At 72.6% G+C, this 26,283-nt stretch carries 21 protein-coding genes; 15 read left to right on the forward strand and 6 right to left on the reverse strand.

Annotated features, from left to right (window positions below):
- Positions 1–42: 42 nt before the first annotated feature.
- Complete coding sequence (locus AQJ58_RS05345) at positions 43–2,127, reverse strand: YhgE/Pip domain-containing protein (protein ID WP_067245193.1); 2,085 nt, start codon at positions 2,125–2,127, stop codon at positions 43–45.
- Positions 2,099–2,890, reverse strand: coding sequence for an ATP-binding cassette domain-containing protein (locus tag AQJ58_RS05350; RefSeq protein ID WP_067245195.1), 792 nt, complete (start codon positions 2,888–2,890; stop codon positions 2,099–2,101). Before AQJ58_RS05350 ends, AQJ58_RS05345 begins: the two co-directional genes overlap by 29 nt.
- A gap of 165 nt (positions 2,891–3,055) precedes the next feature.
- Between AQJ58_RS05350 and AQJ58_RS05355 the strand changes: the two genes are divergently transcribed.
- The 3 genes from AQJ58_RS05355 to AQJ58_RS05365 all read left to right on the forward strand — a co-directional run bounded on the left by AQJ58_RS05355 (position 3,056) and on the right by AQJ58_RS05365 (position 5,360).
- Entirely contained in the window at positions 3,056–3,619 is a 564-nt protein-coding gene (locus AQJ58_RS05355; protein WP_067245197.1) for an SAV_6107 family HEPN domain-containing protein, read from the forward strand.
- A 302-nt stretch (positions 3,620–3,921) separates the two neighbouring features.
- Complete coding sequence (locus AQJ58_RS05360) at positions 3,922–4,692, forward strand: methyltransferase (RefSeq protein WP_067245199.1); 771 nt, start codon at positions 3,922–3,924, stop codon at positions 4,690–4,692.
- A gap of 275 nt (positions 4,693–4,967) precedes the next feature.
- Positions 4,968–5,360: a DUF3040 domain-containing protein gene (locus AQJ58_RS05365; protein WP_067245201.1), complete on the forward strand. Its 393-nt coding sequence runs from the start codon at positions 4,968–4,970 to the stop codon at positions 5,358–5,360.
- 96 nt (positions 5,361–5,456) lie between these two features.
- Here AQJ58_RS05365 and AQJ58_RS05370 read toward each other — a convergent pair whose 3' ends face one another.
- The 4 genes from AQJ58_RS05370 to AQJ58_RS05385 form a co-directional block, all read right to left on the reverse strand.
- The gene (locus tag AQJ58_RS05370) at positions 5,457–7,964 is read right to left on the reverse strand and encodes a transglutaminase TgpA family protein (protein ID WP_067245202.1); all 2,508 of its coding nucleotides are present in this window, start codon (positions 7,962–7,964) and stop codon (positions 5,457–5,459) included.
- A complete protein-coding gene (locus AQJ58_RS05375; protein ID WP_067245204.1) occupies positions 7,961–9,334 on the reverse strand; it encodes a DUF58 domain-containing protein in 1,374 nt (457 codons plus the stop codon). Before AQJ58_RS05375 ends, AQJ58_RS05370 begins: the two co-directional genes overlap by 4 nt.
- Positions 9,334–10,371, reverse strand: a complete 1,038-nt coding sequence (locus AQJ58_RS05380; RefSeq protein WP_067245210.1) for an AAA family ATPase — start codon at positions 10,369–10,371, stop codon at positions 9,334–9,336. Before AQJ58_RS05380 ends, AQJ58_RS05375 begins: the two co-directional genes overlap by 1 nt.
- A gap of 249 nt (positions 10,372–10,620) precedes the next feature.
- Positions 10,621–11,229, reverse strand: coding sequence for a beta-class carbonic anhydrase (locus AQJ58_RS05385; protein ID WP_079078700.1), 609 nt, complete (start codon positions 11,227–11,229; stop codon positions 10,621–10,623).
- 279 nt (positions 11,230–11,508) lie between these two features.
- On the opposite strand from AQJ58_RS05385, the gene rsmH reads away from it, so the two are divergent.
- From rsmH to pgeF, 12 genes are all read left to right on the forward strand, one after another.
- Positions 11,509–12,465, forward strand: coding sequence for a 16S rRNA (cytosine(1402)-N(4))-methyltransferase RsmH (rsmH, locus tag AQJ58_RS05390; RefSeq protein ID WP_079078701.1), 957 nt, complete (start codon positions 11,509–11,511; stop codon positions 12,463–12,465).
- Positions 12,466–12,511: 46 nt separating this feature from the next.
- Entirely contained in the window at positions 12,512–13,048 is a 537-nt protein-coding gene (locus tag AQJ58_RS05395) for a cell division protein FtsL (protein ID WP_067245215.1), read from the forward strand.
- A gap of 5 nt (positions 13,049–13,053) precedes the next feature.
- A complete protein-coding gene (locus AQJ58_RS05400; protein WP_324613734.1) occupies positions 13,054–15,015 on the forward strand; it encodes a peptidoglycan D,D-transpeptidase FtsI family protein in 1,962 nt (653 codons plus the stop codon).
- Positions 15,016–15,062: 47 nt separating this feature from the next.
- The gene (locus tag AQJ58_RS05405) at positions 15,063–16,718 is read left to right on the forward strand and encodes a UDP-N-acetylmuramoyl-L-alanyl-D-glutamate--2,6-diaminopimelate ligase (RefSeq protein WP_420712129.1); all 1,656 of its coding nucleotides are present in this window, start codon (positions 15,063–15,065) and stop codon (positions 16,716–16,718) included.
- Between the two features lie 4 nt (positions 16,719–16,722).
- A complete protein-coding gene (locus tag AQJ58_RS05410) occupies positions 16,723–18,138 on the forward strand; it encodes a UDP-N-acetylmuramoyl-tripeptide--D-alanyl-D-alanine ligase (protein ID WP_067245221.1) in 1,416 nt (471 codons plus the stop codon).
- The gene (gene mraY, locus AQJ58_RS05415) at positions 18,135–19,208 is read left to right on the forward strand and encodes a phospho-N-acetylmuramoyl-pentapeptide-transferase (RefSeq protein ID WP_067245222.1); all 1,074 of its coding nucleotides are present in this window, start codon (positions 18,135–18,137) and stop codon (positions 19,206–19,208) included. Before AQJ58_RS05410 ends, mraY begins: the two co-directional genes overlap by 4 nt.
- Positions 19,190–20,620 carry a UDP-N-acetylmuramoyl-L-alanine--D-glutamate ligase gene (gene murD / locus AQJ58_RS05420; RefSeq protein ID WP_067245224.1) on the forward strand — a complete coding sequence of 477 codons (1,431 nt, stop codon included), beginning with the start codon at positions 19,190–19,192 and terminating at the stop codon, positions 20,618–20,620. Before mraY ends, murD begins: the two co-directional genes overlap by 19 nt.
- A gap of 122 nt (positions 20,621–20,742) precedes the next feature.
- Positions 20,743–22,107, forward strand: a complete 1,365-nt coding sequence (gene ftsW, locus AQJ58_RS05425; RefSeq protein WP_067245225.1) for a putative lipid II flippase FtsW — start codon at positions 20,743–20,745, stop codon at positions 22,105–22,107.
- Positions 22,108–22,113: 6 nt separating this feature from the next.
- On the forward strand, positions 22,114–23,211 hold the full coding sequence (gene murG, locus AQJ58_RS05430) for an undecaprenyldiphospho-muramoylpentapeptide beta-N-acetylglucosaminyltransferase (RefSeq protein WP_055633830.1): 1,098 nt from the start codon (positions 22,114–22,116) through the stop codon (positions 23,209–23,211).
- A gap of 62 nt (positions 23,212–23,273) precedes the next feature.
- The gene (locus AQJ58_RS05435) at positions 23,274–24,080 is read left to right on the forward strand and encodes a cell division protein FtsQ/DivIB (RefSeq protein ID WP_067245826.1); all 807 of its coding nucleotides are present in this window, start codon (positions 23,274–23,276) and stop codon (positions 24,078–24,080) included.
- A 277-nt stretch (positions 24,081–24,357) separates the two neighbouring features.
- Complete coding sequence (ftsZ, locus tag AQJ58_RS05440) at positions 24,358–25,554, forward strand: cell division protein FtsZ (RefSeq protein ID WP_067245227.1); 1,197 nt, start codon at positions 24,358–24,360, stop codon at positions 25,552–25,554.
- Positions 25,551–26,279 carry a peptidoglycan editing factor PgeF gene (gene pgeF, locus AQJ58_RS05445; RefSeq protein WP_067245229.1) on the forward strand — a complete coding sequence of 243 codons (729 nt, stop codon included), beginning with the start codon at positions 25,551–25,553 and terminating at the stop codon, positions 26,277–26,279. Before ftsZ ends, pgeF begins: the two co-directional genes overlap by 4 nt.
- The last annotated feature ends 4 nt before the right edge of the window (positions 26,280–26,283 follow it).

A 26,283-nucleotide genomic window follows, 5' to 3' on the forward strand; every position in this document is an offset into this window, starting at 1 on the left:
TCCCGATTGTCACAGGTACCCGACCTCCCGTACGCCGCATCGTCACAGGCTCAGTTCCGGGTGCAGCCGGTCCAGCGTCCACACCTGGCGGCGGCGGGCCGACAGGGCGGTCAGCGCGAGCGCGCCCGCGGTGAACAGCACGAGCACCACGCACGCGTGCCACACCGGTTGCAGACCGCCGCCCGTGATGAGCCTGCGCAGCGCCTCCACGACGTAGCTCATCGGCAGCCAGGGGTGGACGGCGTTGAAGAAGCCGGGGCTCGTCTGCACCGGATAGGTGCCGCCCGCCGAGGTCAGCTGGAGCATCAGCAGCGCCAGGACGAGGATCCGGCCCGCCGCGCCGAAGCGTGCGTTGAGCCATTGCACGAGGGCCGCGAAGCACGCCGTGACGAGGAACAGGAAGCCCACCGTCCCGGCCGCGCGGGCCATCTCCAGGCCGATCGCCCAGTGCAGCACGGCCATCAGCGCCGTCGTCTGGAGCACCCCGACGGCGACCACCGGCAGCCAGCCCGCCAGCGCGATCCGCCAGGCCGAGGCGCCCACGGCGAGGGCGCGCCGGTTCATCGGCGGGATCAGCATGTACGCCACCATCGCCCCCACCCACAGCGACAGCGGGATGAAGTACGGGGCGAATCCGGTGCCGTAGTTGGCCGCCTTGTGCAGGTCCTGGGCGGCGAGTCGTACGGGGTCGGCCATGACGGCGGTCCGCGTGTCGCGCTGCCGCTCGTCGTAGTCGGGGATCTTCGCGGCGCCGTCGTGCAGTCCGTCGGCGAGTCGTCCGGAGCCGTCGGAGAGCTTGAACATGCCGCCGGTGAGGTCCTCGGCCCCCGACCTGAGCCGCCCGACGCCCTGGTCCAGGGTGCCGGCGCCGGAGCTGGCCGTGCCGAGCCCGGTGTGCAGCTCCCGCGCTCCCGCGGCGACCTTGCGGGCGCCGGTGTTGAGGGCGTTGATCCGGGTCACGGCGTCGTCGAGGTCCTCGGAGAGGCGCGGGGCCCGGTCGGCGAGGGCCTGCGCCTGCTCCTGGAGCGTGCCGAGGTGGGCGCGCAGGGTCTTCAGGTCGCCGTCCTGGTCGGCGATCAGCGTGTTCAGGTCGTCCGCGACCGTGGCGACCTCGGCGGCCGTGTCCCGGGCCTTCGCCAGGTCCGCGCAGGCGGGGTCCGGCGCCACCGGGTCGGCGCAGCGGGTCCGGTAGAGGGCGGCGAGCGTGTCCGCGGCGGTGTGCGCGCCCTCGGCGGCGGTCGGGGCGGCCTTCACGAGCGTGTCGAGGTGGGCGGCGACCGTCCCGGCGGAGTCCGCGACCAGCTGCGCGGTGTCGCCGATGGTCTGCTCGTTGTCCTTGAGGAAGGGACCCACCTTGCCCGCGACGCCGTTGACCCGGTCGGCGAGCGTCTGGGTGCCGTTCGCGACCCGTCGGGTGCCGTCCGCCAGGTCGCCGGAGCCCGCGTCGAGCTTCTCCAGTCCCGTGGCCAGCGAGCTGCTGCCCTTCTTGGCCGCGGACAGCCCGTCGGCGAGGTCCTTGGACCCCTTCTCGGCCTTGCCGATGCCGCTGGTGAGGTCGTCGGCGCCGTCGGCCGCCTCGGCCGTCCGGCCGTGGAGGTCGGAGAACGAGACGAAGATCCTGTCCAGGAACGACCGCGAGGCCTTCGTGGAGGCCGCCGTGCGGACCTCGCTGAAGACGGTCCGTGAGATCTGCCCGACGATGTAGTTGTTCGCGTCGTTCGTACGCACCTGAAGGGCGCCGGTCTCCGGCGTGTCGCCCGCGTTGGAGGCGATCCGCGTGCTGAGGTCGGCGGGCATGGTCAGCGACAGGTAGTACGTGCCGTCCTCCACGCCCGCGCGTGCCTGCTCGGCGCTCACCTCGTGCCAGTCGAACACCTCGCTGTCCCGCAGCCCCCGGGTGATGTCGTCCCCGGCCGTGATCCGCTTCCCGCCGGCCGTCGCCCCCTTGTCGTCGTTCACCAGCGCCACCGGGATGCGGTCGAGCCGGCCGTAGGGGTCCCAGAACGACCACAGGTACAGCGCCCCGTACAGCAGGGGCAGCAGCAGGAGGGCCACCAGGGCGGCCCGCGGCAGCTTCCCCCTGCCGAAGCGGCGCAGCTCAAGCGCGGCCAGTCGGGGCGAGCGCATCGGCCTTCTCCTTCTCGTCGGGTCCGGGGGTGGAGACCTCGGTGGCGGGCCCCTCGGTGTCCGGGGTCCTGTCGCCGGGGGTGCGGGTGGACACCGCGGTGATCCCTTCGGGGGCCTCGGCGCAGACCGCCAGGACGGTGGTCCCGGACGCGGCGATCGCTCGCAACAGGTCCCAGACCGCGTCGCGTTCCGCCTCGGACAGCTTCAGGTCGGTGTCGTCGACGCCGAGCAGGGCCGGCCGTCCGACGAGCGCGAGGGCCACCGACAGCCGCAGCTCCTCGATCCGTTCCAGGTCGCGTACGGCGGTCCGGCCGCCCTTGGGCAGGGCCGCGCGGTCGAGACCGGCCGCCTCCAGCGCGGTGTCGGTCCGCAGCGCCGCCGCCGCGGCCCGCTCCGCGCGCGGGCGCAGCAGCTCCCGCACGGATACGCCGAACCGCCGCTGGAGCAGCGCCCGTTCGCGCAGGTGCTCGTCGACGGTGAGCGCCGGGTCGAGGTCGGTGACGCCGGCGACATGGGCGAGCGCGCCGGTCCGGCGCACGGCCGCCGCCTGCTTCGGCAGCCGTGCCGTGCCCACGGTCGCCGTCCCCTCGGTGGTCCTCATCCGGCCGGTGAGCGCGAGGAGCAGGCTCGTGCGGCCGGAGCCGGACGGTCCCTCGATCGCGAGCAGCGAACCGGGTTCCGCGTCGAGGTCCACGCCGCGGAAGGCCCATCCCCGGGGGCCCTCGAGGCCGAGGCCTTCGGCTGTGATGCGGACGCCGCCCACAGTCCCCCCTACTTTTGAACTGACTGGTCAGTGCAAAAGTAGCCCGAACTTCCGATCGAAGCAAAAGCCCAGGTCAGAACGGATTGTCAGTGGCATACCGCACGATGGGCCCATACGGCACCACCGGACACGGAGTGCCGTCACCCAGACGACAGGAGGTTCGTCATGGCCAGCTCCCACGCAGCCGCCGCACACCGGCGCCGCGCCACCGGCCCTGCCCCCTCACTGACCGGCCCGGCGAGCGACGTCCACCCCGTGCTGCGCCGGACGACGGCACCGCCCGCCGCACTCGACCTGCTCGCCCAGGCCCGCGCAGGCCTGGAGGAGGCGGCCGTCCTCGAAACGCCCAACGAGCGCTACGCCACGGCCCATCTCGCCGCCCTGCGCACCGCCGCCGCCGTCCTCGCCGCCCGCGGCCGCCCCGACCCCTCACCCCGCAAGCGGGCCCGCATCCGCAGCGCCTGGGAGGTGCTCCCCGAGATCGCGCCCGAACTGACCGAGTGGAGCGCCCTGTTCGCCTCCGGGGCCCGGCGCCGCGCGCGGGCCGAGGCGGGCATCCAGGGCGCGGCAAGCCGCCGGGACGCCGACGACCTGATCCGCGACGTGGCGATGTTCGTCCGCCTCGTCGAGCGCATGCTGGTCCTCCAGCCCGTCCTGCCCCCGCCCCGCCCGGACGGCGACGCGCCGGAGGGCAGGGCGGCGGGAAGGGCGATGCCGGACGCGGGCTGAGGGCGAAGCGGTCCGCGGGCGGAAGCGGTCCGCGCGCCGACCGGGCTCCGGTGCTGTCGGTCGTCGCTGCCTTCGGGCGGCCGCGGGCGGCCGCGCGGGACCGTCCTGCGGGGCCGGATCAGGGCCGGTCGGGGATGTCGGACTCGGCGGGACGCAGTGGCCGGTCCCGGCCTCGGAGGCAATAGGGTGGACGGTGTTTGAAGCCTTCCCTCCGCCCGGCCCGCTCCGGTCGCGCCGGTCCGGGAGGCAGCCCGTTCGCTCCGCCGCGCAAGAGGCGGTGCCGCGCCGAGGAGTCAACCGCCGTGCCGGACCCGATCCGCCCCCGTGCCGCTCTCCGTACCGCCGTGGTCTGGGAGGTCCTCCAGGACGCCCTCGAGCGCCGGGTCAAGGCCACCGGCCGCGAGGCGCTCGACGTCCTCGACACCGGCGGCGGCAGCGGCAACTTCGCGGTGCCCGTCGCCCGCCTCGGTCACCGGGTCACGGTCGTCGACCCCAGCCCCAACGCGCTCTTCGCGCTGGAGCGCCGCACCGCCGAGGCCGGCGTCGCCGACCGGGTGCGCGGCGTCCAGGGCGACGCCCACGGCCTCTTCGACGTGGTCGAGCGCGGCGGCTACGACGCCGTCCTGTGCCACGGCGTCCTGGAGTACGTCGACGACCCCGCCGAAGGCGTCCGCAACACCGTGGCCGCCCTGCGCCCCGAGGGCGTCCTCAGCCTCCTGGCCGCCGGCCTCGGCGGAGCCGTCCTCGCGCGGGCGCTCGCCGGGCACTTCAAGGAGGCCCGGCAGGCGCTCTCCGACCCGGACGGCCGCTGGGGCAGCGGTGACCCCGTGCCGCGCCGCTTCACCGCCGAGCAGCTCACCGGGCTCGTCGAGCGCGCCGGCCTCGGCGTCACCGCCGTGCACGGCGTACGGGTCTTCGCCGACCTCGTCCCCGGCGTCCTCGTGGACACCGAGCCCGGCGCCCTCGACGCCCTGCTCAAGCTCGAGGAGGCCGCCGCCGAACTCCCCGCCTTCCACTCCGTCGCCACCCAGCTCCATGTGCTCGGTGAGACCCGGGGGACCGAGGAGGCCTGAGCGCTCCCGGACCCCGCCCGCTGATCAGGGGCTTGGCGGCACATGGAGTACGCCACAGGCCCCCCGTTCGGGCGCGGTGCGCCGTATGATCGAGGGAGACCGCCCGGCATGACGGGTCGGCCGCCGGGGAATGGAAGCCTCAGCGGACCGGGACGCCCATGGCGGGCTCCGGTTGGCCAATTGGCGTAGAGGGGCGGGTTTCACGGGGGCGAATCCCTGCCTATCCTGAAGGGACCCCCGAGTCGCCCCGGCGACTGCACGATGAGGAGGACTCCGTGCCGCTCTCGGAGCACGAGCAGCGCATGCTCGAGCAGATGGAGCGAGCGCTGTACGCCGAAGATCCCAAGTTCGCGTCGGCGCTCGAGGGAAGCGGGCTGCGTACGTACACCCGACGGCGGGTCTACCAGGCGGTCGCGGGCTTCCTCGTGGGTATCGCGCTCCTCATGGCGGGCATGGTCGCCAAGCAGGTGTGGCTCAGTGTCGTGGGCTTCCTCGTCATGCTGGGCTGTGCGGTGCTCGCGGTCACCGGCTGGCGCAAGGCGCCCAAGCCGGGCGAACACCCCGCGGGCGTCCAGCACACCCGCGGTCAGGGACGGCAGAAGCGCTCGCTGATGGACCGGATCGAGCAGCGCTGGCAGCGCCGCCGAGACGAGCAGGGCGGCCACTGACCGGCCCCCACCCCGGACGACGTCGAGGGGGTGACCACCCACCGGGTGGTCACCCCCTCGACGTGTCCACCTCTCGGTGTCTTCGTCCTCCGGGGCTCAGCTCTGCTGGCCCGAGGGGCGCCGGCGCAGCAGTCCCGCCAGCTGGGCCGCCCGGCCCGCCCAGGACGCCTTGAGGGCCGTCCAGCGGTCCGCGAGGTCCCAGACCGCCCGGACGGCCGAGCGGGGTGCCACGACCGCCCGCACCCGGGTGGTCCAGCCCACCCTCGCCCGCAGCGCCGCCCGCACCCGGTGGACCTCCTGCGACAGCCCGGTCCCGGCGCGCGGGTGCGGAGCGAACAGCACCTGCTCCACGGCTCCGGCCACCCGGTGCACCGACCCGGCCGCCGACTCGTCCAGCTCCCCGATCCGCACGATCCGCGCCGCCGCCCGCCGGGGGGTCAGCGCGTCGTCCGGCTCGATGCCGTAGTCCCAGGCCGTGTCGATGAGCTCGCGCCAGACCGCCAGCACATGCGCCGAGGCGGCTTCGGCCGCCTCGTGGGACGGCTCGTCCAGCAGCACGGCGGAACCGGAGGGCTTGTCCTCCGCCGCGAGCCCCTCGGCGCCGCCCCCCGGACGTCCCTGGGCCGCCACGGCCCCGGAGTGCCGGGCGGACGCCAGCCGCACCGACCGCCGCCGCAGCCGCCACAGCATCGGCAGCAACGGCAGGGCGAGCGCCAGGGCGCCCAGCAGGATCCAGCCGACCGTCTCGTACACCGGGGTGCCCTGGTCGCCCTGGTCCGCTTCGTCCAGCGGGAGCGCCGCACCGCAGCCGTCGAGCTTCTTGTCCTGCGCCGAGCAGCTCGTGCTCGCCGAGGGCGCCGCCGACGGGGCCGCGTCCGCCGACTGCGAGGACTGCGGCACGTCGGGGGTGCCCGCGTCGGAGGAGTCCGGCACCGTGTACGACGGTGTCGTCCCGCGCGTCGGGGTCGGCTCGAAACGGGTCCAGCCCACGCCCTCGAAGTACAGCTCGGGCCAGGCGTGCGCGTCCTTCAGGCTCACCGCCACCGAACCGTCCGCCTGCGGCGAACCCGGCGCGAAGCCCACGGCGACCCGGGCCGGTATGCCCAGCGTGCGGGCCATCGCCGCCATCGCGAACGAGAAGTGGACGCAGAAACCCTGCTTGTCCCGCAGGAAGCGGGCGATCGCGTCCGGCCCGGAGCCGACCTCCACATCGGTGTCGTACGCGAAGCCGCCCGTGAGCGCGAAGTAGTCCTGGAGCGCGACCGCCTTCGCGTAGTCGCTGGTCGCGCCCGCGGTGATCTCCCGCGCCTGGCGCGACACCGCCTTCGGCAGCGACCCGGGCACCTTGGTGTACTCGTCCCGGATCGAGCTCGGCGCCTTAGGAGCCGCCTCCAGCTGCTTCGCCGTCGGCTGCACATCGAGGCTCGTCACCTCGTACGTCTTGCCGCTGGTGTCCTCGCCGTGGTCGCCGACGAGGGTCATGCCGACCGGTTCGTACCTCCAGTCGCCCTTGATCTTCACGCCGCTCGGCGGGTACGGCATCGGCAGCCAGGCCTGGGCGTAGCCGGTGGCGGCCGAGATCCGGGTGTCGACCACCGTGCGCTTGATCTCCTGCCCCAGGCCGGTGGGCGTGGGGAGCTCGTCCGGCACGGCGACGATGTGGCGCTTGGAGGGCTTCCAGGTGGTGCCGTCGAAGTCGTCCAGGGAGACGATCCGGAGGTACATGTCCGACAGGTCTTCGGCGTTGGTGCTCAGCGTGAGGACCGTGCGGTCGTCGTTCACGTTCAGGCTGTCGCGCAGCGAGACCACCGGGTTGACCGCGGAGATCGTGCCCCCGCCGCCGCCTCCCGCGCCCGCGCCCGGCCCGGCGCCCGCCAGCAGGCCGCCCTGGATCGCCGGCAGGGGCAGCAGCGGCACCACCAGGGCCACGCCCAGCGCGGCCATGCCGATGCGCCGCCCGGTGCGCACCGGAGCCACCGTCGCCGGTGGACCGCCCGCGGTGCGCGGGGCGCCGGCGAAGACCCGGCCCCACTGGGCGAGCCGCTCGCGGCCCTCGGCCAGCAGCAGCATCAGATAGCCGACCGCGGCGGCCAGGAACCACACCCAGGCGCTCGACCCGTTCGACAGGCCCGCGGCCACCGAGTACAGCGCGAGCAGCGGCAGACCGGCCGGCGCGGCGTTGCGGTAGGTCACCGCGAGGGTGTCCACCGCCAGGCCGATCACCAGCACTCCGCCGACCGTCATCAGCCGGATGCCGGCGGACAGGGGGGCGGGGATCGCGTACCTCCCGACGTCCTCGGCGCCCGCTTGCAGCAGCTCCCCGAGGTGCCGGACCGCCTCCGGGCCGGGGACCACGCCGAGCAGCGCCTGCTCCCGGGCGAAGACCAGGGTGAGCAGCAGCAGCGTGACCAGCGCCTGGGCGGCCACCGTCAGCGGCCGGGCCAGCGGCACCCGGCGGGCGGCCGCGCCCACCCCGGACTGGATCGCCAGCAGCACCGCCGCCTGGAGGATCCAGGTCGCCGGGTCGACGAGGGGCAGCAGGGCGCACGACGCCATCAGTGTGGCCGCCGCCGAGCACAGTGTCAGCCGAGCCCGTCCGCTCATGATCCCGCCTCCCCCGCACGTGTCCCGCCCGCCGTGACGACGCCCGCCCGCTCGCGGTCGGCCTGCCGCCACAGCTCGTTCAGCGAGGTGCCCCGCGGTACGCCGAGGACGGTCCAGCCCGCCTCGCGCAGCAGCCGCAGCCGCTCCTCCTGACCGTTCATCGGATGGGCCATGCCGTTCGGTTCACGCCCCCAGGTGTCGCCGTCCAGCAGGAAGGCGACCGCGCCCCCGCTGCGCTGGCGCATCTTCGCGGCGATGGCCGCCTGTTCCTCGTCGATGTCGCCGAAGAACGCCACCAGCAGTCCCTCGTTGCCGCCGCGCAGCACGTCATAGGCGCGCGACAGGCTCGCGCCGTCGGAGTGGTCGATCACCGCGAGGGTGTCCATCATCAGCCCGGCCGCGTCCGCCGACTCCCCGCCGGCCCCGGCGTACCCGTCGGCGCCCTCCCCGGGCACCGAGGTGCCGGTGTCCGTCAGCAGCCGCACCGAGAAGCCCCGCTCCAGCATGTGCACCAGGACGGACGCGGCGCCGGAGACCGCCCATTCGAAGGCCGAGTCCGGGCCGGCGCCCGCGTAGGCCAGGGCGCGGGTGTCCAGCAGCACCGTGCAGCGGGCCCGCTGGGGCTGCTCCTCGCGGCGCACCATCAGCTCGCCGTACCGGGCGGTCGAACGCCAGTGCACCCGGCGCAGGTCGTCGCCGTAGCGGTAGCCGCGCGGGATCACGTCGTCCTCGCCGGCCAGCGCCACCGCGCGCTGCCGCCCGTCGCCGTACCCCTTGGCCTCGCCGGTCAGCCGCACCGGCGGCAGCGCCTCCACGCGGGGGATCACCGTCAGCGTGTCGTACGTCGAGAAGGACCGGGTCAGTTCGCACATGCCGAACGGGTCGCTCAGCCGGAGCTGGAGCGGGCCCAGCGGATAGCGGCCGCGCAGATCGGAGCGGACCCGGTAGGACACCTCGCGCCGGCCGCCCGCCTCCACCCGGTCCAGGACGAACCGGGGGCGCGGGCCGAGGACGTAGGGCACCTTGTCCTGGAGCATCAGCAGGCCGGTGGGCAGCCGCGAGACGTTGTCCATCCGCAGGTGGACGCGGGCCTCGTCGCCGGTCGGCACGCGCGCGGGGGCCAGCCGGCGGCTGCCGGAGACGCGGTAGCGGGTGCGGTAGACGACGGCCGCGCAGATCAGCGGCAGCGCGGCGAGCAGCAGCCCGACCCGCAGCAGGTTGGGCTGGCCGAGCACGTACGCGCAGACGGCGGCGGCTATGCCGGCCGCCAGGAAGGAGCGCCCGCGGGTGCTCAGACCCGCCAGGGCGGTCCGGGCGCCGCCCTTCTCCAGGCGGCTGCCCCGGGGCTGTCCGGTCCCCCCGGTGGTCATCAGATCCTCCGCGGCGGCTGCTGCGGGTACGCGGGCGTGTTCTGGCCCAGAGCGCCGTAGGCGTGCTGCTGGCCGCCGGTGGGCACCGGGGTGCGCTGCAGGATCTCCTCGACGACCTGTTCCGCCGTACGGCGGTTGAGCTGGGCCTGCGCGGTGGGCAGCAGACGGTGGGCCAGGACCGCCACGGCGAGGTTCTGCACGTCGTCCGGCAGCGCGTAGTCCCGGCCCGCGAGGGCGGCGGACGCCTTCGCCGCGCGCAGCAGGTGCAGCGTCGCGCGCGGCGAGGCGCCGAGTCTGAGGTCCGGGTGGCTGCGGGTGGCGCCGACCAGGTCGACGGCGTATCGGCGAACCGATTCGGCGACGTGGACCGTGCGGACCGCCTCGATCAGCTTGACGATCTCGTGCGCGTGGGCGACCGGCTGGAGGTCGTCCAGCGGGCTGACCCCGCCGTGCACGTCGAGCATCTGCAGCTCGGCCTCCGCGCTCGGGTAGCCGATGGAGACCCGGGCCATGAAGCGGTCGCGCTGGGCCTCGGGCAGCGGGTAGGTGCCCTCCATCTCGACCGGGTTCTGGGTGGCCACCACCATGAAGGGGCTCGGCAGCTCGTAGGTCTGCCCGTCGATGGTGACCTGGCGCTCCTCCAGGGACTCCAGGAGCGCGGACTGCGTCTTGGGCGAGGCCCGGTTGATCTCGTCGCCGATCACGATCTGGGCGAAGATCGCGCCCGGCTTGAACTCGAAGTCACGGCGCTGCTGGTCCCAGATCGACACGCCGGTGATGTCCGAGGGCAGCAGGTCCGGCGTGAACTGGATCCGGCGCACCGAACAGTCGATGGACCTCGCCAGCGCCTTGGCGAGCATGGTCTTGCCGACGCCGGGGACATCCTCGATCAGAAGATGTCCCTCGGCGAGCAGCACGGTCAGCGAAAGCCGTACGACCTCGGGCTTGCCCTCGATCACTCCCTCCACCGAACTGCGGACTCGATCCACAGTGGCGGTCAGATCCGTGAGGCTCGCTCGCTCGTCATAGGTCGTCACCCGGCCCTCCTCGGCCCTTACATTTCTCCGGGCCGACGCTCTTCACCGCGAACCGGCCCACCCCGAATCACGTGCGCCACCCGTGAAATGTTCGGCGTGGCGTCACAACCGCATTCTTGCTGCCGTTACCGATTCGTGTCACTCGCGCGTGGACAACTGCCGGCGATATGTCGGTTCTCTGGCCTTTTGGGCATCGACGCGAGGGAAAATCAACAGGTAAACGACAGCGAAGAGGCCACGGTACGCGCGTCAGGCGGGGTCGATCTCGCGCAGCAGGCCCGTCCGCACGTCGAACACGAAGCCGCGCACGTCGTCGGTGTGCAGCAGGAACGGCGAGGTGCGCACCCGCTGCATGGACTGCCGTACGTCCTGGTCCACGTCCCGGAACGCCTCCACCGCCCAGGCCGGACGCTGGCCGACCTCCATCTCCAGCTCGGTGCGGAAGTCCTCGGTGATCGCCTCCAGCCCGCAGCCCGTGTGGTGGATCAGCACGATGCTGCGGGTGCCCAGCTTGCGCTGGCTGATCGTGAGTGACCGGATCACGTCGTCGGTGACCACCCCGCCCGCGTTGCGGATCGTGTGGCAGTCGCCCAGCTCCAGACCGAGCGCCGCGTGCAGGTCGAGCCGGGCGTCCATGCAGGCCACGACCGCCACGTGCAGCACCGGCCGGGCGTCCATGCCGGGATCGGTGAAGGCGGCGGCGTACTGCTCGTTCGCGTCGACGAGACGGTCGGTCACCGTGCCGCCGGGTATGGCGCCTTCGGACTCGGTGGGTACGGATGCGGAAGTCGTCATAACCATGACGGTACTGGTCACGGCCGTCGCGGTCCCGTCGTGAGAAGGGAAAAAGAGCGTCATCACGTCGTGCTTGTGAGGTAAGCCACAGGAGTGAGGTCGCGCCACCCGGCCGGGTGATTTCCCCCGCCCACGCGCTTCGCCCCGGCGCCCGCCCGCGACGCGCAGGCCGGTTGATTGACCGCGAGACACCGTGGACTAAAGTGACGCGAAGCGGGAGGCGGCGATCTCGACGGCGATCTCCCTGCTGGACTGACTTCCCCGCACGCCGCGGCAGGCCTTCCCCAGACGAGAGGGCGGGGACCCGGCGGTGCGCGTTCCCGCCGGATCTGAGAGGGCCCCGTGAGCCAGAGTCGACACGTCCCGGTGATGCTCCAGCGGTGCCTGGACCTGTTGGCCCCCGCCCTGCGGCGGCCCGGAGCCGTCGTCGTCGACTGCACCCTCGGCCTCGGCGGCCACAGCGAGGCCCTGCTGACGCAGTTCCCCGAGGTACGGCTCGTCGCCCTGGACCGCGACAAGGAGGCCCTGCGGCTCTCCGGCGAGCGTCTCGCCCCCTTCGGCGAGCGCGCCACTCTCGTGCACGCCGTCTACGACGAACTCCCCGACGTCCTCGACCGGCTCGGCCTCCCGCACGTCCAGGGCGTCCTGTTCGACCTCGGTGTGTCCTCCATGCAGCTCGACGAGGCCGGCCGGGGCTTCGCCTACGCCCAGGACGCCCCGCTCGACATGCGCATGGACCAGACGACCGGCATCAGCGCCGCCGAGGTCCTCAACACCTACCCGCCCGGCGAACTGGTGCGCATCCTGCGGGCGTACGGCGAGGAGAAGCAGGCCAAGCGGATCGTCTCCGCGATCGTCCGCGAACGCGAGAAGGAGCCGTTCAGCAACAGCGCCCGGCTGGTCGAGCTGATCCGCGGCGCCCTGCCGCAGGCCGCCATGCGCACCGGCGGCAACCCGGCCAAGCGCACCTTCCAGGCCCTGCGCATCGAGGTCAACGGCGAGCTGTCGGTGCTGGAGCGGGCGATCCCGGCCGCCGTCGAGGCGATCGACGTGGGCGGACGGATCGCCGTGCTGTCGTACCACTCCCTGGAGGACCGCCTGGTCAAGCAGGTGTTCGCGGCCGGCGCCGCCACCACCGCCCCGCCCGGGCTGCCCGTCGTCCCGGAGCGCTACCAGCCCCGGCTCAAGCTGCTGACCCGCGGTGCCGAACTTCCCACCGAGGAAGAGGTCGCGGAGAACCGGCGCGCGGCACCGGCCCGGCTGCGCGGCGCCGAACGCATCAGGGAGTCCATCGAATGAGGGCGCGGCGGGCGCAGGTGGGAAAACCGGACTCGGGGGAGGGCGAGTGAGCAGGAAACCCGAACTCAAGGGGCGGGCGGCCCGGCTGGCCCGGCTGTTCCCCGCGGGACCGCGCCAGGCGGCCCGCACCCCCTTCGTCCTCCTCGTCGTTCTCCTGCTCGGCGGCGGCCTGATCGGGCTGCTGGTGCTGAACTCCGCGCTCAGTGAGGGCTCGTTCCGGATGGGCGACCTCCAGCGGGACACGAAGAACCTCACCGACGAGGAGCAGGCGCTCCAGCGCGACATCGACTCCTACTCCGCCCCGGACGCCCTGCGGCGCCGCGCCGGCGAACTCGGCATGGTCCCCGGCGGCGACCCCGCCTTCCTGGAGCCCGACGGCACCGTCAAGGGCGTCCCCTCGGCCGCGGCCGGGCAGTCCGCGCAGGGCGCCGCCGACGTCGTACGGCCGCCCGAGGCGATGACGCCGTCCCAGCCGGTCGCCTCGCCCCCGGCGTCCCCCTCGGCCGCCCCGCCCGGCGGCACCCCCGCGCAGAGCGCCTCGCCGGCTCCGACCGCAGCCCTTCCCACGACCCCCGGCAGGTGACGGAAGTGTCCGACAGGGAACCGCCCCGCCGCCGCGTGCCCGGCCCCGCCCGGCCCTCCCGCCCCGCCTCCGCCCAGCGACGGCCCGGCCCCGGCGCCCGCCCGGCCCGCCGTCCGCCCGCCCCGCGCGCCCCGGCCCCGCGCGCCCTCCGGCTCGGCAGCCCCCGCCCCCGGCTGCGCATGGTCGGCCTCGCCCTCACCCTGGTGATGGCCGCCTTCGTGGTGCGCCTCCTCCAGGTCCAGGCCGTCGACGCCGGCACCTACGCCGCCAAGGCCGACCGGAACCGGTACGTCGGCCAGGTGCTGGCCGCCGAGCGCGGCGAGATCACCGACCGCAGCGGGGTCGCCCTCGCCAGCAGCGAGGACGCCTACGACATCACCGCCGACCCGACGATGTTCAACCGCGAGAACCTGCGCATCGACGACGGCCCCGAGCAGGCCGCGGCCCTCCTCGCCCCGATCCTCGGCCAGGAGCAGTCCGCGATCGTCGCCAAGCTCCGGCCCCGGAACACCAGGTCGCAGTACGCGCTGCTGGCCGTCCGGCAGACCCCGGAGGTCTGGAAGCAGATCAAGGACCTGCGCTCCGCGCTCGCCGCCAAGTCCCGGTCCGACGGCACCACGGTCAACGTCCTCGCGGGTCTCTTCGCGGTCCCCAGCAGCAAGCGCGTGTACCCCAACGGCGACCTCGCCGCCTCCGTGCTCGGCTGGGTCAACGCCGAGGGCAGGGGCGGCGGCGGTATCGAGCAGCAGCTGAACTCCGTCCTGGCCGGCAAGAACGGCAAGATCCGCTACGCCCAGTCCGGCGGCCTCCAGGTCCCCACCGCCGGCTCCACCGAGACCCCCGCCGTGCCCGGCTCCGACGTCGAGCTCACGATCGACCGGGACATCCAGTGGGCCGCCCAGAACGCCATCACCGAGCAGGTCAAGGCGTCCAAGGCGGACCGCGGCTACGTCGTCGTCCAGGACACCCGCACCGGCGAGATCCTCGCCATGGCCAACTCGCCCGGCTTCGACCCCAACGACCTCACCCGGGCCGACCCGAACGCCCTCGGCAACGCGGCCCTCCAGGACGCCTACGAGCCCGGCTCCACCGCCAAGATCATGTCGATGGCGGCCGTCCTGGAGGAGAACGTCGCCACCCCGCTCACCCATGTCGTCGTACCGAACCGGCTGCACCGCGGCGACCGGCTCTTCAAGGACGACATCGACCACCCGACCTGGAACCTGACGCTCAACGGCGTGCTCGCCAAGTCCAGCAACATCGGCACGATCCTCGCCACCGGGGAACTCGGCAGGACCCAGGCCGAGGCCAACCGGGTCCTCTACTCCTACCTGCGCAAGTTCGGCCTCGGCAGCTACAGCGGACTCGGCTTCCCCGGCGAGACGAAGGGCATCCTCGCCGCGCCCGGCACCTGGTCCACCTCGCAGCAGTACACGATCCCTTTCGGACAGGGCGTCTCGCTCAACGCGCTCCAGGCCGCCTCCGTCTACTCGACCATCGCCAACGGCGGCGTACGGATCGAGCCGACCCTGGTGCGCGGCACCCAGGGCCCCGACGGCCGCTTCACCCCCGCCGCCGCACCCGAGAAGACCCGGGTGGTCAGCGCGAAGACGGCGAAGGCCCTCGCGCAGATGCTGGAGTCGGTCGTGGACGACCAGGAGGGCACCGGCACCAGGGCGCGCATCCCCGGCTACCGCGTCGCGGGCAAGACGGGCACGGCGAACCGCGTGGATCCGGCCACCGGCAAGTACAAGGGATACACCTCCTCCTTCGCCGGCTTCGCCCCCGCCGACCAGCCCCGGGTCACCGTCTACTGCGCCATCCAGAACGCCACCCAGGGCAGCTACTTCGGCGGCCAGATCTGCGGCCCCATCTTCAAGCAGGTCATGGAGTTCGCCCTGAAGACCCTCCAGATCCCGCCGACCGGGGCGAAGGCGGCCAACCTGCCCGTGACCTTCTCCCCCTGACGTCCCGTCCATCGCTGTTCAGCGCCGAACCAGCCAGGAACCAGCCCGTGACCATGATCACTCCCGACCCCGGTAACCACGCGTCCCCCTCCGCCTCGCTTCGCCCGCAGGCGGGTGCGCCCGGTACGCTCACCGCCGTGCCACACGCTGATCAGTCCCAAACCACCCAGAAGGGCGCTTCCGTGACATATCCGGGACCGCCCAGGCCTGTTCAGGTCTCCGCCACACCCCTCGCGGAGCTCGCCGACCAGCTGGGGGCCACCGCCGTGCGGAGCGAGGCGACCGTCACGGGCATCACCCACGACTCGCGCGCCGTCCGCCCCGGCGACCTGTACGCCGCGCTCCCGGGCGCCCGGCTGCACGGTGCCGACTTCGTCACCCAGGCCGCCGGCCTCGGCGCGGTCGCCGTGCTCACCGACCCGACCGGCGCCGAGCGCGCCGCCGCGACCGGACTGCCGGTCCTGGTCGCCGACGACCCGCGCGCGCGGATGGGCGAGCTGGCGGCCACGATCTACGGCCGCCCGGGCCGCGACCTGCTCCAGATCGGCATCACCGGCACCTCCGGCAAGACCACCACCGCCTACCTGGTGGAGGGCGGGCTGAAGTCGCTGAAGTCCACCGGGCTGATCGGCACGGTCGAGATGCGCATCGGCGAGGAGCGCATCAAGTCCGAGCGCACCACCCCCGAGGCCACCGATCTTCAGGCCCTGTTCGCCGTGATGCGCGAGCGCGGGGTCGAGGCGGTGGCCATGGAGGTGTCCAGCCACGCCCTCGTCCTCGGCCGGGTCGACGGCTGCGTCTTCGACATCGCCGTCTTCAACAACCTCAGCCCGGAACACATGGAGTTCCACTCCGACATGGAGGACTACTTCCGGGCCAAGGCGCAGCTGTTCACTCTTGAACGCAGCAAACTCGGCGTGGTCAACCTCGACGACGCCTACGGCCGCCGGCTGGCCGGCGAGGCCGAGGTCCCGGTCGTCACCTTCTCCGCCGAGGGGCACCCCGACGCCGACTGGCGCGCGACCGAGGTCCACATCGGCCCGATGGACTCGACGTTCACCGTCCTCGGCCCGGACGGGGTGCGGGTCGCCGCCAGGGCGCCGCTGCCCGGCGCGTTCAACGTGGCCAACACCCTCGCCGCGATCGTCGCCCTCGCCGCCGCCGGACTCGACCCGCAGACCGCCGCCGACGGCGTCGCCGCCGTACCGGGCGTGCCGGGCCGCCTGGAGCGCGTCGACGCCGGCCAGCCCTACCTCGCGGTCGTCGACTACGCCCACAAGACGGACGCCGTCGAATCGGTGCTCAAGGCGCTGCGCAAGGTCACCAAGGGCCGGCTGCACGTCGTCATCGGCTGCGGCGGCGACCGGGACCGCACCAAGCGCGCGCCGATGGGCGCCGCCGCGGCACGGCTCGCCGACACCGCCGTACTGACCTCCGACAACCCCCGCTCCGAGGACCCCCTCGCGATCCTCGCGACCATGCTCGAAGGGGCCGCGTCGGTGCCCGCGCACGAGCGCGGCGAGGTGCTCCTGTTCGAGGACCGGGCCGCCGCGATCGCCGCCGCCGTCGCCCGCGCGCACACCGGGGACACCGTGCTGGTCGCGGGCAAGGGCCATGAGCAGGGCCAGGACATCGCCGGAGTGGTCCGTCCGTTCGACGACCGCCAGGTGCTTCGCGAAGCTATCCAGCAGACCCAGGGATGAACTTGTGATCGCCCTCTCCCTCGCCGAGATCGCAGCAGTCGTCGGCGGGCAGACGTACGACATACCGGATCCGTCCGCGGAGGTCACCGGACCGGTCGTCCGGGACTCCCGCGAGGTGGAGCCCGGCAGCCTCTTCGTCGCCTTCGTCGGTGAACGCGTCGACGGCCACGACTACGCGGCCGCGGTCGTCGAGGCGGGCGCGGTGGCCGTACTGGCCTCGCGCCCGGTCGGCGTGCCCGCGATCGTCGTGGACGACGTCCAGGCCGCCCTCGGCGCCCTCGCCCGGCACGTCGTGCACACGCTCGGCACGACCCTCGTCGCACTCACCGGCTCCGCCGGCAAGACCAGCACCAAGGACCTCATCGCCCAGGTGCTCCGGCGCAAGGCGCCGACCGTCTTCACCCCCGGCTCCCTCAACAACGAGATCGGGCTGCCGCTGACCGCGCTGTCCGCGACCGAGGAAACCCGGTTCCTGGTCCTGGAGATGGGCGCCCGCGGCATCGGGCACATCCGCTACCTCACCGACCTGACGCCGCCGAAGGTCGGTCTCGTCCTGAACGTCGGCACCGCCCACATCGGCGAGTTCGGCGGCCGCGAACAGATCGCACAGGCAAAGGGCGAGCTGGTCGAGAGCCTTCCCCCGGCGAGCGACGGCGGGGTCGCGATCCTCAACGCCGACGACCCGTTGGTCCGGGCCATGGCCTCCCGTACGAAGGCGAAGGTGGTCCTTTTCGGAGAGTCCGGCGAAGCGGACGTACGGGCTGAGAACGTACGACTCACGGACAGCGGACAGCCCTCCTTCAGCCTTCACACACCCTCCGGGTGCAGCGATGTGACCATGCGCCTGTACGGTGAGCACCACGTGTCGAACGCGCTCGCCGCGGCCGCCGTCGCCCATGAGCTGGGCATGTCCGTAACAGAGATCGCCACCGCGCTCTCCGAGGCGGGCTCCCTCTCCCGCTGGCGGATGGAGGTCACCGAGCGCCCGGACGGCGTGACGATCGTCAACGACGCCTACAACGCGAACCCCGAGTCCATGCGAGCCGCTCTGCGCGCGCTGGCGGCCATGGGCAAGGGGAGGCGGACCTGGGCGGTGCTCGGCAAGATGGCCGAGCTCGGGGACGAGGCGCTCGCCGAGCACGACGCTGTCGGGCGGCTCGCCGTCCGGCTCAACGTCAGCAAGCTCGTCGCGGTCGGGGGCAGGGAAGCCGCCTGGCTGCAACTGGGCGCATATAACGAGGGTTCGTGGGGTGAGGAGTCGGTGCACGTGTCCGACGCACAGGCGGCGGTCGACCTGTTGCGCAGCGAGCTGCGCCCGGGGGACGTCGTACTCGTGAAGGCGTCCCGATCGGTGGGCCTCGAGAGCGTCGCGCAGGCGCTGCTCGCGACCGGTGCCGAGGGTGAGGTTTCCGCCCGATGATGAAGCAGATCCTGTTCGCGGGTGTCATTGGCCTCTTCCTGACGCTGATCGGCACGCCGCTGCTGATCAAGCTGCTGGCGCGCAAGGGCTACGGCCAGTACATCCGCGACGACGGCCCGCGCGAGCACGCCAGCAAGCGCGGTACGCCGACCATGGGCGGTATCGCGTTCATACTGGCGACGGTCGCGGCGTACTTCCTGTCCAAGCTGATCACGGGCAAGCCGCCGACCTACTCCGGTCTGCTGGTGCTGGGCCTGATGTGCGGCATGGGCCTCGTCGGCTTCCTCGACGACTACATCAAGATCGTCAAGCGGCGCTCGCTCGGTCTGCGGGCCAAGGCGAAGATGGCCGGCCAGCTGATCGTCGGTATCGCCTTCGCGGTGCTCTCGCTGCAGTTCGCGGACTCCCGCGGCAACACGCCGGCCTCCACGAAGCTGTCGTTCATCACGGACTTCGGCTGGACGATCGGCCCCGTGCTGTTCGTCGTCTGGGCGCTGTTCATGATCCTCGCCATGTCCAACGGCGTGAACCTCACCGACGGTCTGGACGGCCTGGCCACCGGCGCCTCGGTCCTCGTCTTCGGCGCGTACACGTTCATCGGGGTCTGGCAGTACCAGGAGTCCTGCGCCAACGGCGAGACGCTGACGAACCCCAACGCCTGCTACGAGGTGCGCGATCCGCTGGACCTCGCGGTGGTCTCCGCCGCGCTGATGGGTGCCTGCCTGGGCTTCCTGTGGTGGAACACGTCACCGGCCAAGATCTTCATGGGCGACACCGGTTCGCTGGCGCTCGGCGGCGTCCTCACGGGCCTCGCCATCTGCTCCCGCACGGAGCTGCTGGTGGCCATCATGGGCGGTCTGTTCGTCCTCATCACCATGTCGGTGGTCATCCAGGTCGGCTCGTTCCGGCTGACCGGGAAGCGGGTCTTCCGGATGGCACCGCTCCAGCACCACTTCGAACTCAAGGGCTGGTCCGAAGTCCTGGTGGTGGTCCGCTTCTGGATCATCCAGGGCATCTGTGTGATCGTCGGACTGGGCCTCTTCTACGCGGGATGGGCAGCAGACAAGTGACCGATGGGCAGGGGCTCTCCTGGGAGGGCAAGCACGTCACCGTCGCCGGACTCGGGGTCTCCGGCGTCCCGGCGGCCAAGGTGCTGCACGGGCTCGGCGCCCGGGTCACCGTCGTCAACGACGGCGACGACGCACGCGCGCGTGAGCAGGCCGCCGAACTGGAGGCGCTCGGCGTCACCGTGCGGCTCGGCGACGGAGCGACCCTGCCCGACGGCACCGACCTCATCGTCACCGCCCCCGGCTGGAAGCCGGACAAGCCGCTCTTCGCGGCGGCCGCCGAAGCCGGCGTGGACGTCTGGGGGGACGTCGAGCTGGCCTGGCGCCTCAGGGGCCCGGGCGCAGCCCCTTGGCTGTGCGTCACCGGCACCAACGGCAAGACGACCACGACCCAGATGCTGGCCTCCATCCTGAAGGCGGCCGGACTGCGCACCGCGGCCGTCGGCAACATCGGCGTCTCCCTGCTCGACGCCGTCCTCGGCGACGAGGAGTACGACGTCCTCGCCGTCGAACTGTCCAGCTACCAGCTGCACTGGGCGCCCTCCCTGCGGGCGCACTCGGCCGCCGTGCTGAACCTCGCCCCCGACCACCTCGACTGGCACGGCTCGATGGAGGCGTACGCGCGCGACAAGGGCCGCGTCTACGAGGGCAATCGCGTCGCCTGCGTCTACAACGTCGCCGACAAGGCCACCGAGGACCTGGTGCGCGAGGCGGACGTCGAGGAGGGCTGCCGCGCCATCGGCTTCACCCTCGGCACCCCGGGACCCTCCCAACTCGGCGTGATCGACGGCATCCTGGTCGACCGCGCGTTCGTCGAGAACCGGCAGAAGAACGCCCAGGAACTCGCCGAGGTCACGGACGTCACCCCGCCCGCCCCGCACAACATCGCCAACGCCCTTGCCGCGGCGGCCCTCGCCCGCGCCTTCGGCGTGCCTCCCAGGGCCGTACGGGACGGCCTGCGGGCCTTCACACCGGACGCCCACCGCATCGCCCACGTGGCCGACGTGGACGGCGTCGCGTACGTCGACGACTCCAAGGCCACCAACACGCACGCCGCGGAGGCCTCGTTGGCGGCCTACCCGTCGATCGTGTGGATCGCCGGCGGGCTCGCCAAGGGCGCGACCTTCGACGAGCTCGTCGCCAAGTCCGCCCCACGGCTGCGCGGGGCCGTCCTGATCGGCGCCGACCGCGCGCTGATCGCCGAAGCCCTCGCGCGACACGCCCCGGAGGTACCCGTCGTGGACCTCGACCGGACCGACACTGGGGCGATGCTCGCGGCTGTCCAGGAGGCCCGGCGCCTCGCCCGCGCGGGAGACACGGTCCTGCTCGCCCCGGCCTGCGCCTCCATGGACATGTTCGTCAACTACAACCAGCGCGGGGACGCGTTCGCCGAAGCGGTGCGCGGACTCGCCTGACGGCGGGTCTTTGGGAGGGCGCGTGACGGTGTCGTTCAGGTGCGGGCCGGTGGGGGCTTGTCGCGCCCGCGCCGCGGAGCCGCACATGTCAGGGTCCCACGCCCCTAGGGGGTTGTAGTCACGTGTCCAGTAGTCGTACCGGGAGGCCGCCCGCTCAGCGGGCCGTCAGGAGACCGCCGGCCGCGCGGTCTCCGCGTGACAACCCGGTCCTACGGCTCTACACGCGCGCGCGTAAAGCCTGGGACCGGCCGCTCACCGCCTACTACGTGATCCTCGGCGGCAGTCTGCTGATCACCGTGCTCGGGCTGGTGATGGTGTACTCCGCCTCGCAGATCACCGCGCTGCAGATGTCGCTGCCCGGGTCGTTCTTCTTCCGCAAGCAGTTCCTGGCCGCCTCCATCGGGGCCGTGCTGCTGCTGGTCGCCTCCCGGATGCCGGTCAAGCTGCACCGGGCGCTGGCCTACCCGATCCTCGCCGGAGCCGTCTTCACGATGGCCCTGGTGCAGGTGCCCGGGATAGGGATGGCCGTCAACGGCAACCAGAACTGGATCTCCCTCGGCGGCTCCTTCCAGATCCAGCCCAGCGAGTTCGGCAAGCTCGCCCTGGTGCTCTGGGGCGCCGACCTGCTCGCCCGCAAGCAGGACCGCAAGCTGCTCGCCCAGTGGAAGCACATGCTGGTGCCGCTGGTCCCGGTGGCCTTCATGCTGCTCGGGCTGATCATGCTCGGCGGCGACATGGGGACGGCGATCATCCTGACCGCGATCCTGTTCGGGCTGCTGTGGCTCGCGGGCGCGCCCACCCGCCTGTTCGTCGGTGTGCTGTCGATCGCGGCCGCGATCGGGTTCGTCCTGATCAAGACCAGCCCCAACCGGATGGCCCGGCTCGCCTGCATCGGCGCCACCGAGCCCAAGTCCGGGGCCGCCGACTGCTGGCAGGCCGTGCACGGGATCTACGCCCTCGCCTCCGGCGGGATCTTCGGCTCAGGACTCGGGGCGAGTGTGGAGAAATGGGGACAACTCCCTGAAGCCCACACCGACTTCATCTTCGCCGTCACCGGTGAGGAACTGGGCCTCGCGGGGACGCTGTCGGTGCTCGCCCTGTTCGCGGCTCTAGGCTATGCGGGTATCCGCGTGGCCGGACGCACGGAGGACCCCTTCGTGAGGTACGCCGCGGGAGGTGTGACCACCTGGATCACCGCGCAAGCCGTGATCAACATCGGTGCGGTGCTCGGTCTGCTGCCGATCGCCGGTGTCCCCCTCCCGCTGTTCTCCTACGGGGGCTCCGCCCTGCTGCCGACCATGTTCGCGATCGGGCTGCTGATCGCCTTCGCACGTGACGACCCGGCTGCACGGACGGCGCTTGCGATGCGGCAACCCCGCTTTGGTAGAAAGCGGGGTGCCGGGGGTTCCCCGGTGAAACGGGAACCCCGGAGATGGAACACGATGCGACGGCGTGCCTCGGCGGCGCGTCCGTCCGGAGAGCGGTGAATTTCGGTGCATGTCGTACTCGCTGGTGGGGGGACCGCCGGCCACATCGAGCCCGCGCTCGCCCTCGCGGACGCCCTGCGCAGGCAGGACCCCACCGTGGGGATCACGGCCCTGGGCACCGAGCGCGGCCTGGAGACCACGCTCGTTCCGCAGCGGGGCTACGACCTCGCGCTGATCCCGGCCGTACCGCTGCCGCGCAAGCCCACCCCCGAGCTGATCACCGTCCCGGGCCGGCTGCGCGGCACGATCAAGGCAGCCGAGCAGATCCTGGAGCGCACCAAGGCCGACGCCGTCGTCGGCTTCGGCGGTTACGTGGCCCTGCCCGGCTACCTCGCCGCCAAGCGCCTCGGCGTGCCGATCGTGGTCCACGAGGCCAACGCGCGCCCCGGCCTGGCCAACAAGATCGGCTCCCGGTACGCCGCCCGCGTCGCCGTCTCCACGCCCGACAGCAAGCTGCGTGACGCCCGCTACATCGGCATCCCGCTGCGCCGCTCCATCGCCACCCTGGACCGCGCCGCGGCCCGTCCCGAGGCGCGGCACATGTTCGGCCTCGACCCCAACCTGCCGACGCTGCTCGTCTCGGGCGGCTCGCAGGGCGCCCGCCGGCTCAACGAGGTCGTCCAGCAGGTCGCGCCCTGGCTCCAGCAGGCCGGTATCCAGATCCTGCACGCGGTCGGCCCGAAGAACGAACTGCCGCACGTCCAGCAGATGCCGGGAATGCCCCCCTACATCCCGGTACCGTACCTGGACCGGATGGACCTCGCGTACGCCGCGGCCGACATGATGCTCTGCCGCGCGGGCGCGATGACCGTCGCCGAACTCTCCGCCGTCGGACTCCCGGCCGCCTACGTCCCGCTGCCCATCGGCAACGGCGAACAGCGGCTGAACGCCCAGCCGGTGGTCAAGGCCGGCGGCGGGCTCCTCGTCGACGACGCGGAACTCACCCCCGAGTGGGTCAGGGAGTCCGTCCTGCCGGTGCTCGCCGACCCGCACCGGCTGTACGAGATGTCCCGCGCCGCCAGCGAGTTCGGCCGCAGGGACGCCGACGACCTGCTCGTCGGCATGGTGTACGAGGCGATCGCGGCGAGTCGCGCCCAGCGATAGGACGCAGCGGCGGGTCCCCCCGGGCCGAACGCCGGGGGGCCGAGCCGGGAAAGGGAGTGCGCGTGGCCGGATCCGCCACCGTCGAGCGCGGTGCACGCCAGGAGGAGCCGTCCGGCCCGCCCCTCGTCCGAAGGCTGGGCGGCCCCCGCCGATTCCGTATGATGATCATCATCGGGCTCGCCGTCCTGCTCCTCGGCGGTGGCACGGTCTGGGTGTTGTACGGCTCCCCGTGGACGAGGGTCGAGCGCGTCGCGGTGTCCGGCACGGACGTCCTGACGCCCGACCAGGTCCGCGAGGCGGCCGCCGTACCGGTCGGATCGGCGCTCGTCTCGGTCGACACCGGGGCGATCGCCGCGCGGCTGCGCGCACGGCTGCCCAGAATCGGCACGGTCGACGTGGTGCGTTCCTGGCCCCATGGAATCGGCCTGAAAGTGACGGAACGGCAGCCCGTCCTGCTCATCGGAAAAGGGTCGAACTTCGTGGAAGTGGACGACAAGGGCGTCCGTTTCGCCACGATTTCCCGGACACCGAAGAACGTACCCCTGCTCGAAATGGCCGTCTCCGCGTCGGGTTCGGGCGGGTCCGGTGCCGCGAGCCTGCGCCGCTTCGGCGAGGACCGGCTGGTGCGTGAGGCGGTGGAGGTCGCCGGCGACATTCCGGACGCCGTCGCTCAGAAGGCCCGTGCCCTCAAAGTCCGTTCCTACGACGACATCTCGCTGGAGCTGACCGACGGCCGTACGGTCGCCTGGGGAAGTGCCGACCAGGGAGCCCTGAAGGCGCGTACGCTCGGTGCTCTCATGAAAGCCTCCCCGGCCGCGCGGCACTTCGACGTCAGCGCTCCCACGGCCCCCGCGTCATCAGGGAGTTGACGCACATCAGCGCAGGCCAGCACCCTGGTTGGGCAGCGACACGGCTGATCACATAGGGTGAAAAGAAAAACGGGAGGTTCGGCGTGTTCGTTGAACGGGCGCCACTTGTCGACTTAGTGTCCTGTTCAGAAGACTCCAAGGAACAGGCACACTGGTAACCCTAAACTTCAGCGTTAGGGTTCGGGTCGGCGAAACGGACCGTCCCATTCGGCATCAGTCGTCGGATCGCACCATCTGCGAGGCGGCGACACGTAACTCGAGGCGAGAGGCCTTCGACGTGGCAGCACCGCAGAACTACCTCGCAGTCATCAAAGTCATCGGTGTCGGCGGCGGTGGTGTCAATGCCATCAACCGGATGATCGAGGTCGGTCTCAAGGGCGTCGAGTTCATCGCCATCAACACCGACGCGCAGGCGCTGTTGATGAGCGACGCCGACGTCAAGCTCGACGTCGGCCGCGAACTGACCCGCGGACTCGGCGCCGGCGCCAACCCGGCCGTCGGCCGCAAGGCCGCCGAGGACCACCGCGAGGAGATCGAGGAGGTCCTCAAGGGGGCCGACATGGTCTTCGTGACGGCCGGTGAAGGCGGCGGCACCGGCACCGGCGGCGCGCCCGTCGTGGCCAACATCGCCCGCTCCCTGGGCGCCCTGACCATCGGCGTGGTCACCCGCCCGTTCACCTTCGAGGGACGGCGCCGGGCCAACCAGGCCGAGGACGGCATCGCGGAACTCCGCGAAGAGGTGGACACCCTCATCGTCATCCCCAACGACCGGCTGCTGTCCATCTCGGACCGCCAGGTCTCGGTCCTGGACGCCTTCAAGTCGGCCGACCAGGTCCTGCTCTCGGGTGTCCAGGGCATCACCGACCTCATCACCACCCCCGGCCTGATCAACCTCGACTTCGCCGACGTCAAGTCGGTCATGTCCGAGGCCGGGTCCGCGCTCATGGGCATCGGCTCGGCCCGCGGCGACGACCGCGCGGTGGCCGCCGCGGAGATGGCGATCTCCTCGCCGCTCCTCGAGGCCTCCATCGACGGCGCCCGCGGCGTGCTGCTCTCCATCTCCGGCGGCTCCGACCTCGGCCTGTTCGAGATCAACGAGGCCGCCCAGCTGGTGAGCGAGGCCGCCCACCCGGAGGCCAACATCATCTTCGGCGCGGTCATCGACGACGCGCTCGGCGACGAGGTCCGGGTCACCGTCATCGCGGCCGGCTTCGACGGCGGCCAGCCCCCGGCCCGCCGGGACAACGTCCTCGGCTCGGCCACGCCCGCCGCCCGCCGCGAGGAGCCCGCTCCGGTGCGGCAGCCGGAGAGCCGCCCCTCCTTCGGCTCGCTCGGCAGCGTCACGCCGAAGGAGGAGCCGGAGCCGGCCCCCGAGCCGGTGGCCGAGATCCCGGTCGCCCCGCCGGTCCCGCCGTCGCGGACCTACTCGGACAGCGCGGCCGAGGAACTGGACGTGCCGGACTTCCTGAAGTGATAGGACAGCGCGAGAGCGTGAGCGGCGCGCACTTCGCCTTCACCGACCGGTGGGGCGGGGTGAGCGCCGCTCCGTATGAGGAGCTCAACCTCGGCGGGGCGGTCGGCGACGACGCCGCGGCCGTGCATGCCAACCGGGAACTGGCCGCCGGGTCGCTGGGGCTGGACCCGTCGGACGTGGTCTGGATGAACCAGGTGCACGGCGCCGACGCCGCGGTCGTCGAGGGCCCCTGGGGTGACCGGCCGGTGCCGCGGGTCGACGCGATCGTCACCGGGCGGCGCGGACTCGCCCTCGCCGTCCTCACCGCCGACTGCACTCCCGTCCTGCTGGCCGACCCGGTCGCCGGAGTCGCCGCCGCGGCCCACGCGGGCCGGCCCGGCATGGTCGCCGGGATCGTCCCCGCCGCCGTACGCGCCATGGTCGAGCTCGGCGCCGAGCCGTCCCGGATCGTCGCCCGCACCGGACCCGCCGTCTGCGGCCGGTGCTACGAGGTGCCGGAGCAGATGCGCGCCGAGGTCGCCGCCGTCGAGCCGGCGGCGCACGCCGAGACCAGCTGGGGCACGCCGGCGGTCGACGTGACCGCGGGGGTGCACGCGCAGCTCGACCGGCTCGGGGTGTGCGACCGGGAGCAGTCGCCGGTGTGCACCCGTGAGTCCGGGGACCACTTCTCCTACCGCCGCGACCGCGCCACAGGGCGACTCGCGGGATATGTCTGGCTGGACTGAGGGG

It is taken from the genome of Streptomyces sp. DSM 15324 (genome assembly GCF_001514285.1).
Classification (GTDB): Bacteria; Actinomycetota; Actinomycetes; order Streptomycetales; family Streptomycetaceae; genus Streptomyces.

What these genes read in the sequence shown, in the direction of transcription:
- AQJ58_RS05345 (WP_067245193.1), bottom strand. Translation starts at nt 2,127, where the DNA reads ATGCGCTCGCCCCGACTGGCCGCGCTTGAGCTGCGCCGCTTCGGCAGG.
- AQJ58_RS05355 (WP_067245197.1), top strand. Translation starts at nt 3,056, where the DNA reads ATGGCCAGCTCCCACGCAGCCGCCGCACACCGGCGCCGCGCCACCGGC.
- AQJ58_RS05370 (WP_067245202.1), bottom strand. Translation starts at nt 7,964, where the DNA reads ATGAGCGGACGGGCTCGGCTGACACTGTGCTCGGCGGCGGCCACACTG.
- AQJ58_RS05375 (WP_067245204.1), bottom strand. Translation starts at nt 9,334, where the DNA reads ATGACCACCGGGGGGACCGGACAGCCCCGGGGCAGCCGCCTGGAGAAG.
- AQJ58_RS05385 (WP_079078700.1), bottom strand. Translation starts at nt 11,229, where the DNA reads ATGACGCTCTTTTTCCCTTCTCACGACGGGACCGCGACGGCCGTGACC.
- mraY (WP_067245222.1), top strand. Translation starts at nt 18,135, where the DNA reads ATGATGAAGCAGATCCTGTTCGCGGGTGTCATTGGCCTCTTCCTGACG.
- murD (WP_067245224.1), top strand. Translation starts at nt 19,190, where the DNA reads ATGGGCAGCAGACAAGTGACCGATGGGCAGGGGCTCTCCTGGGAGGGC.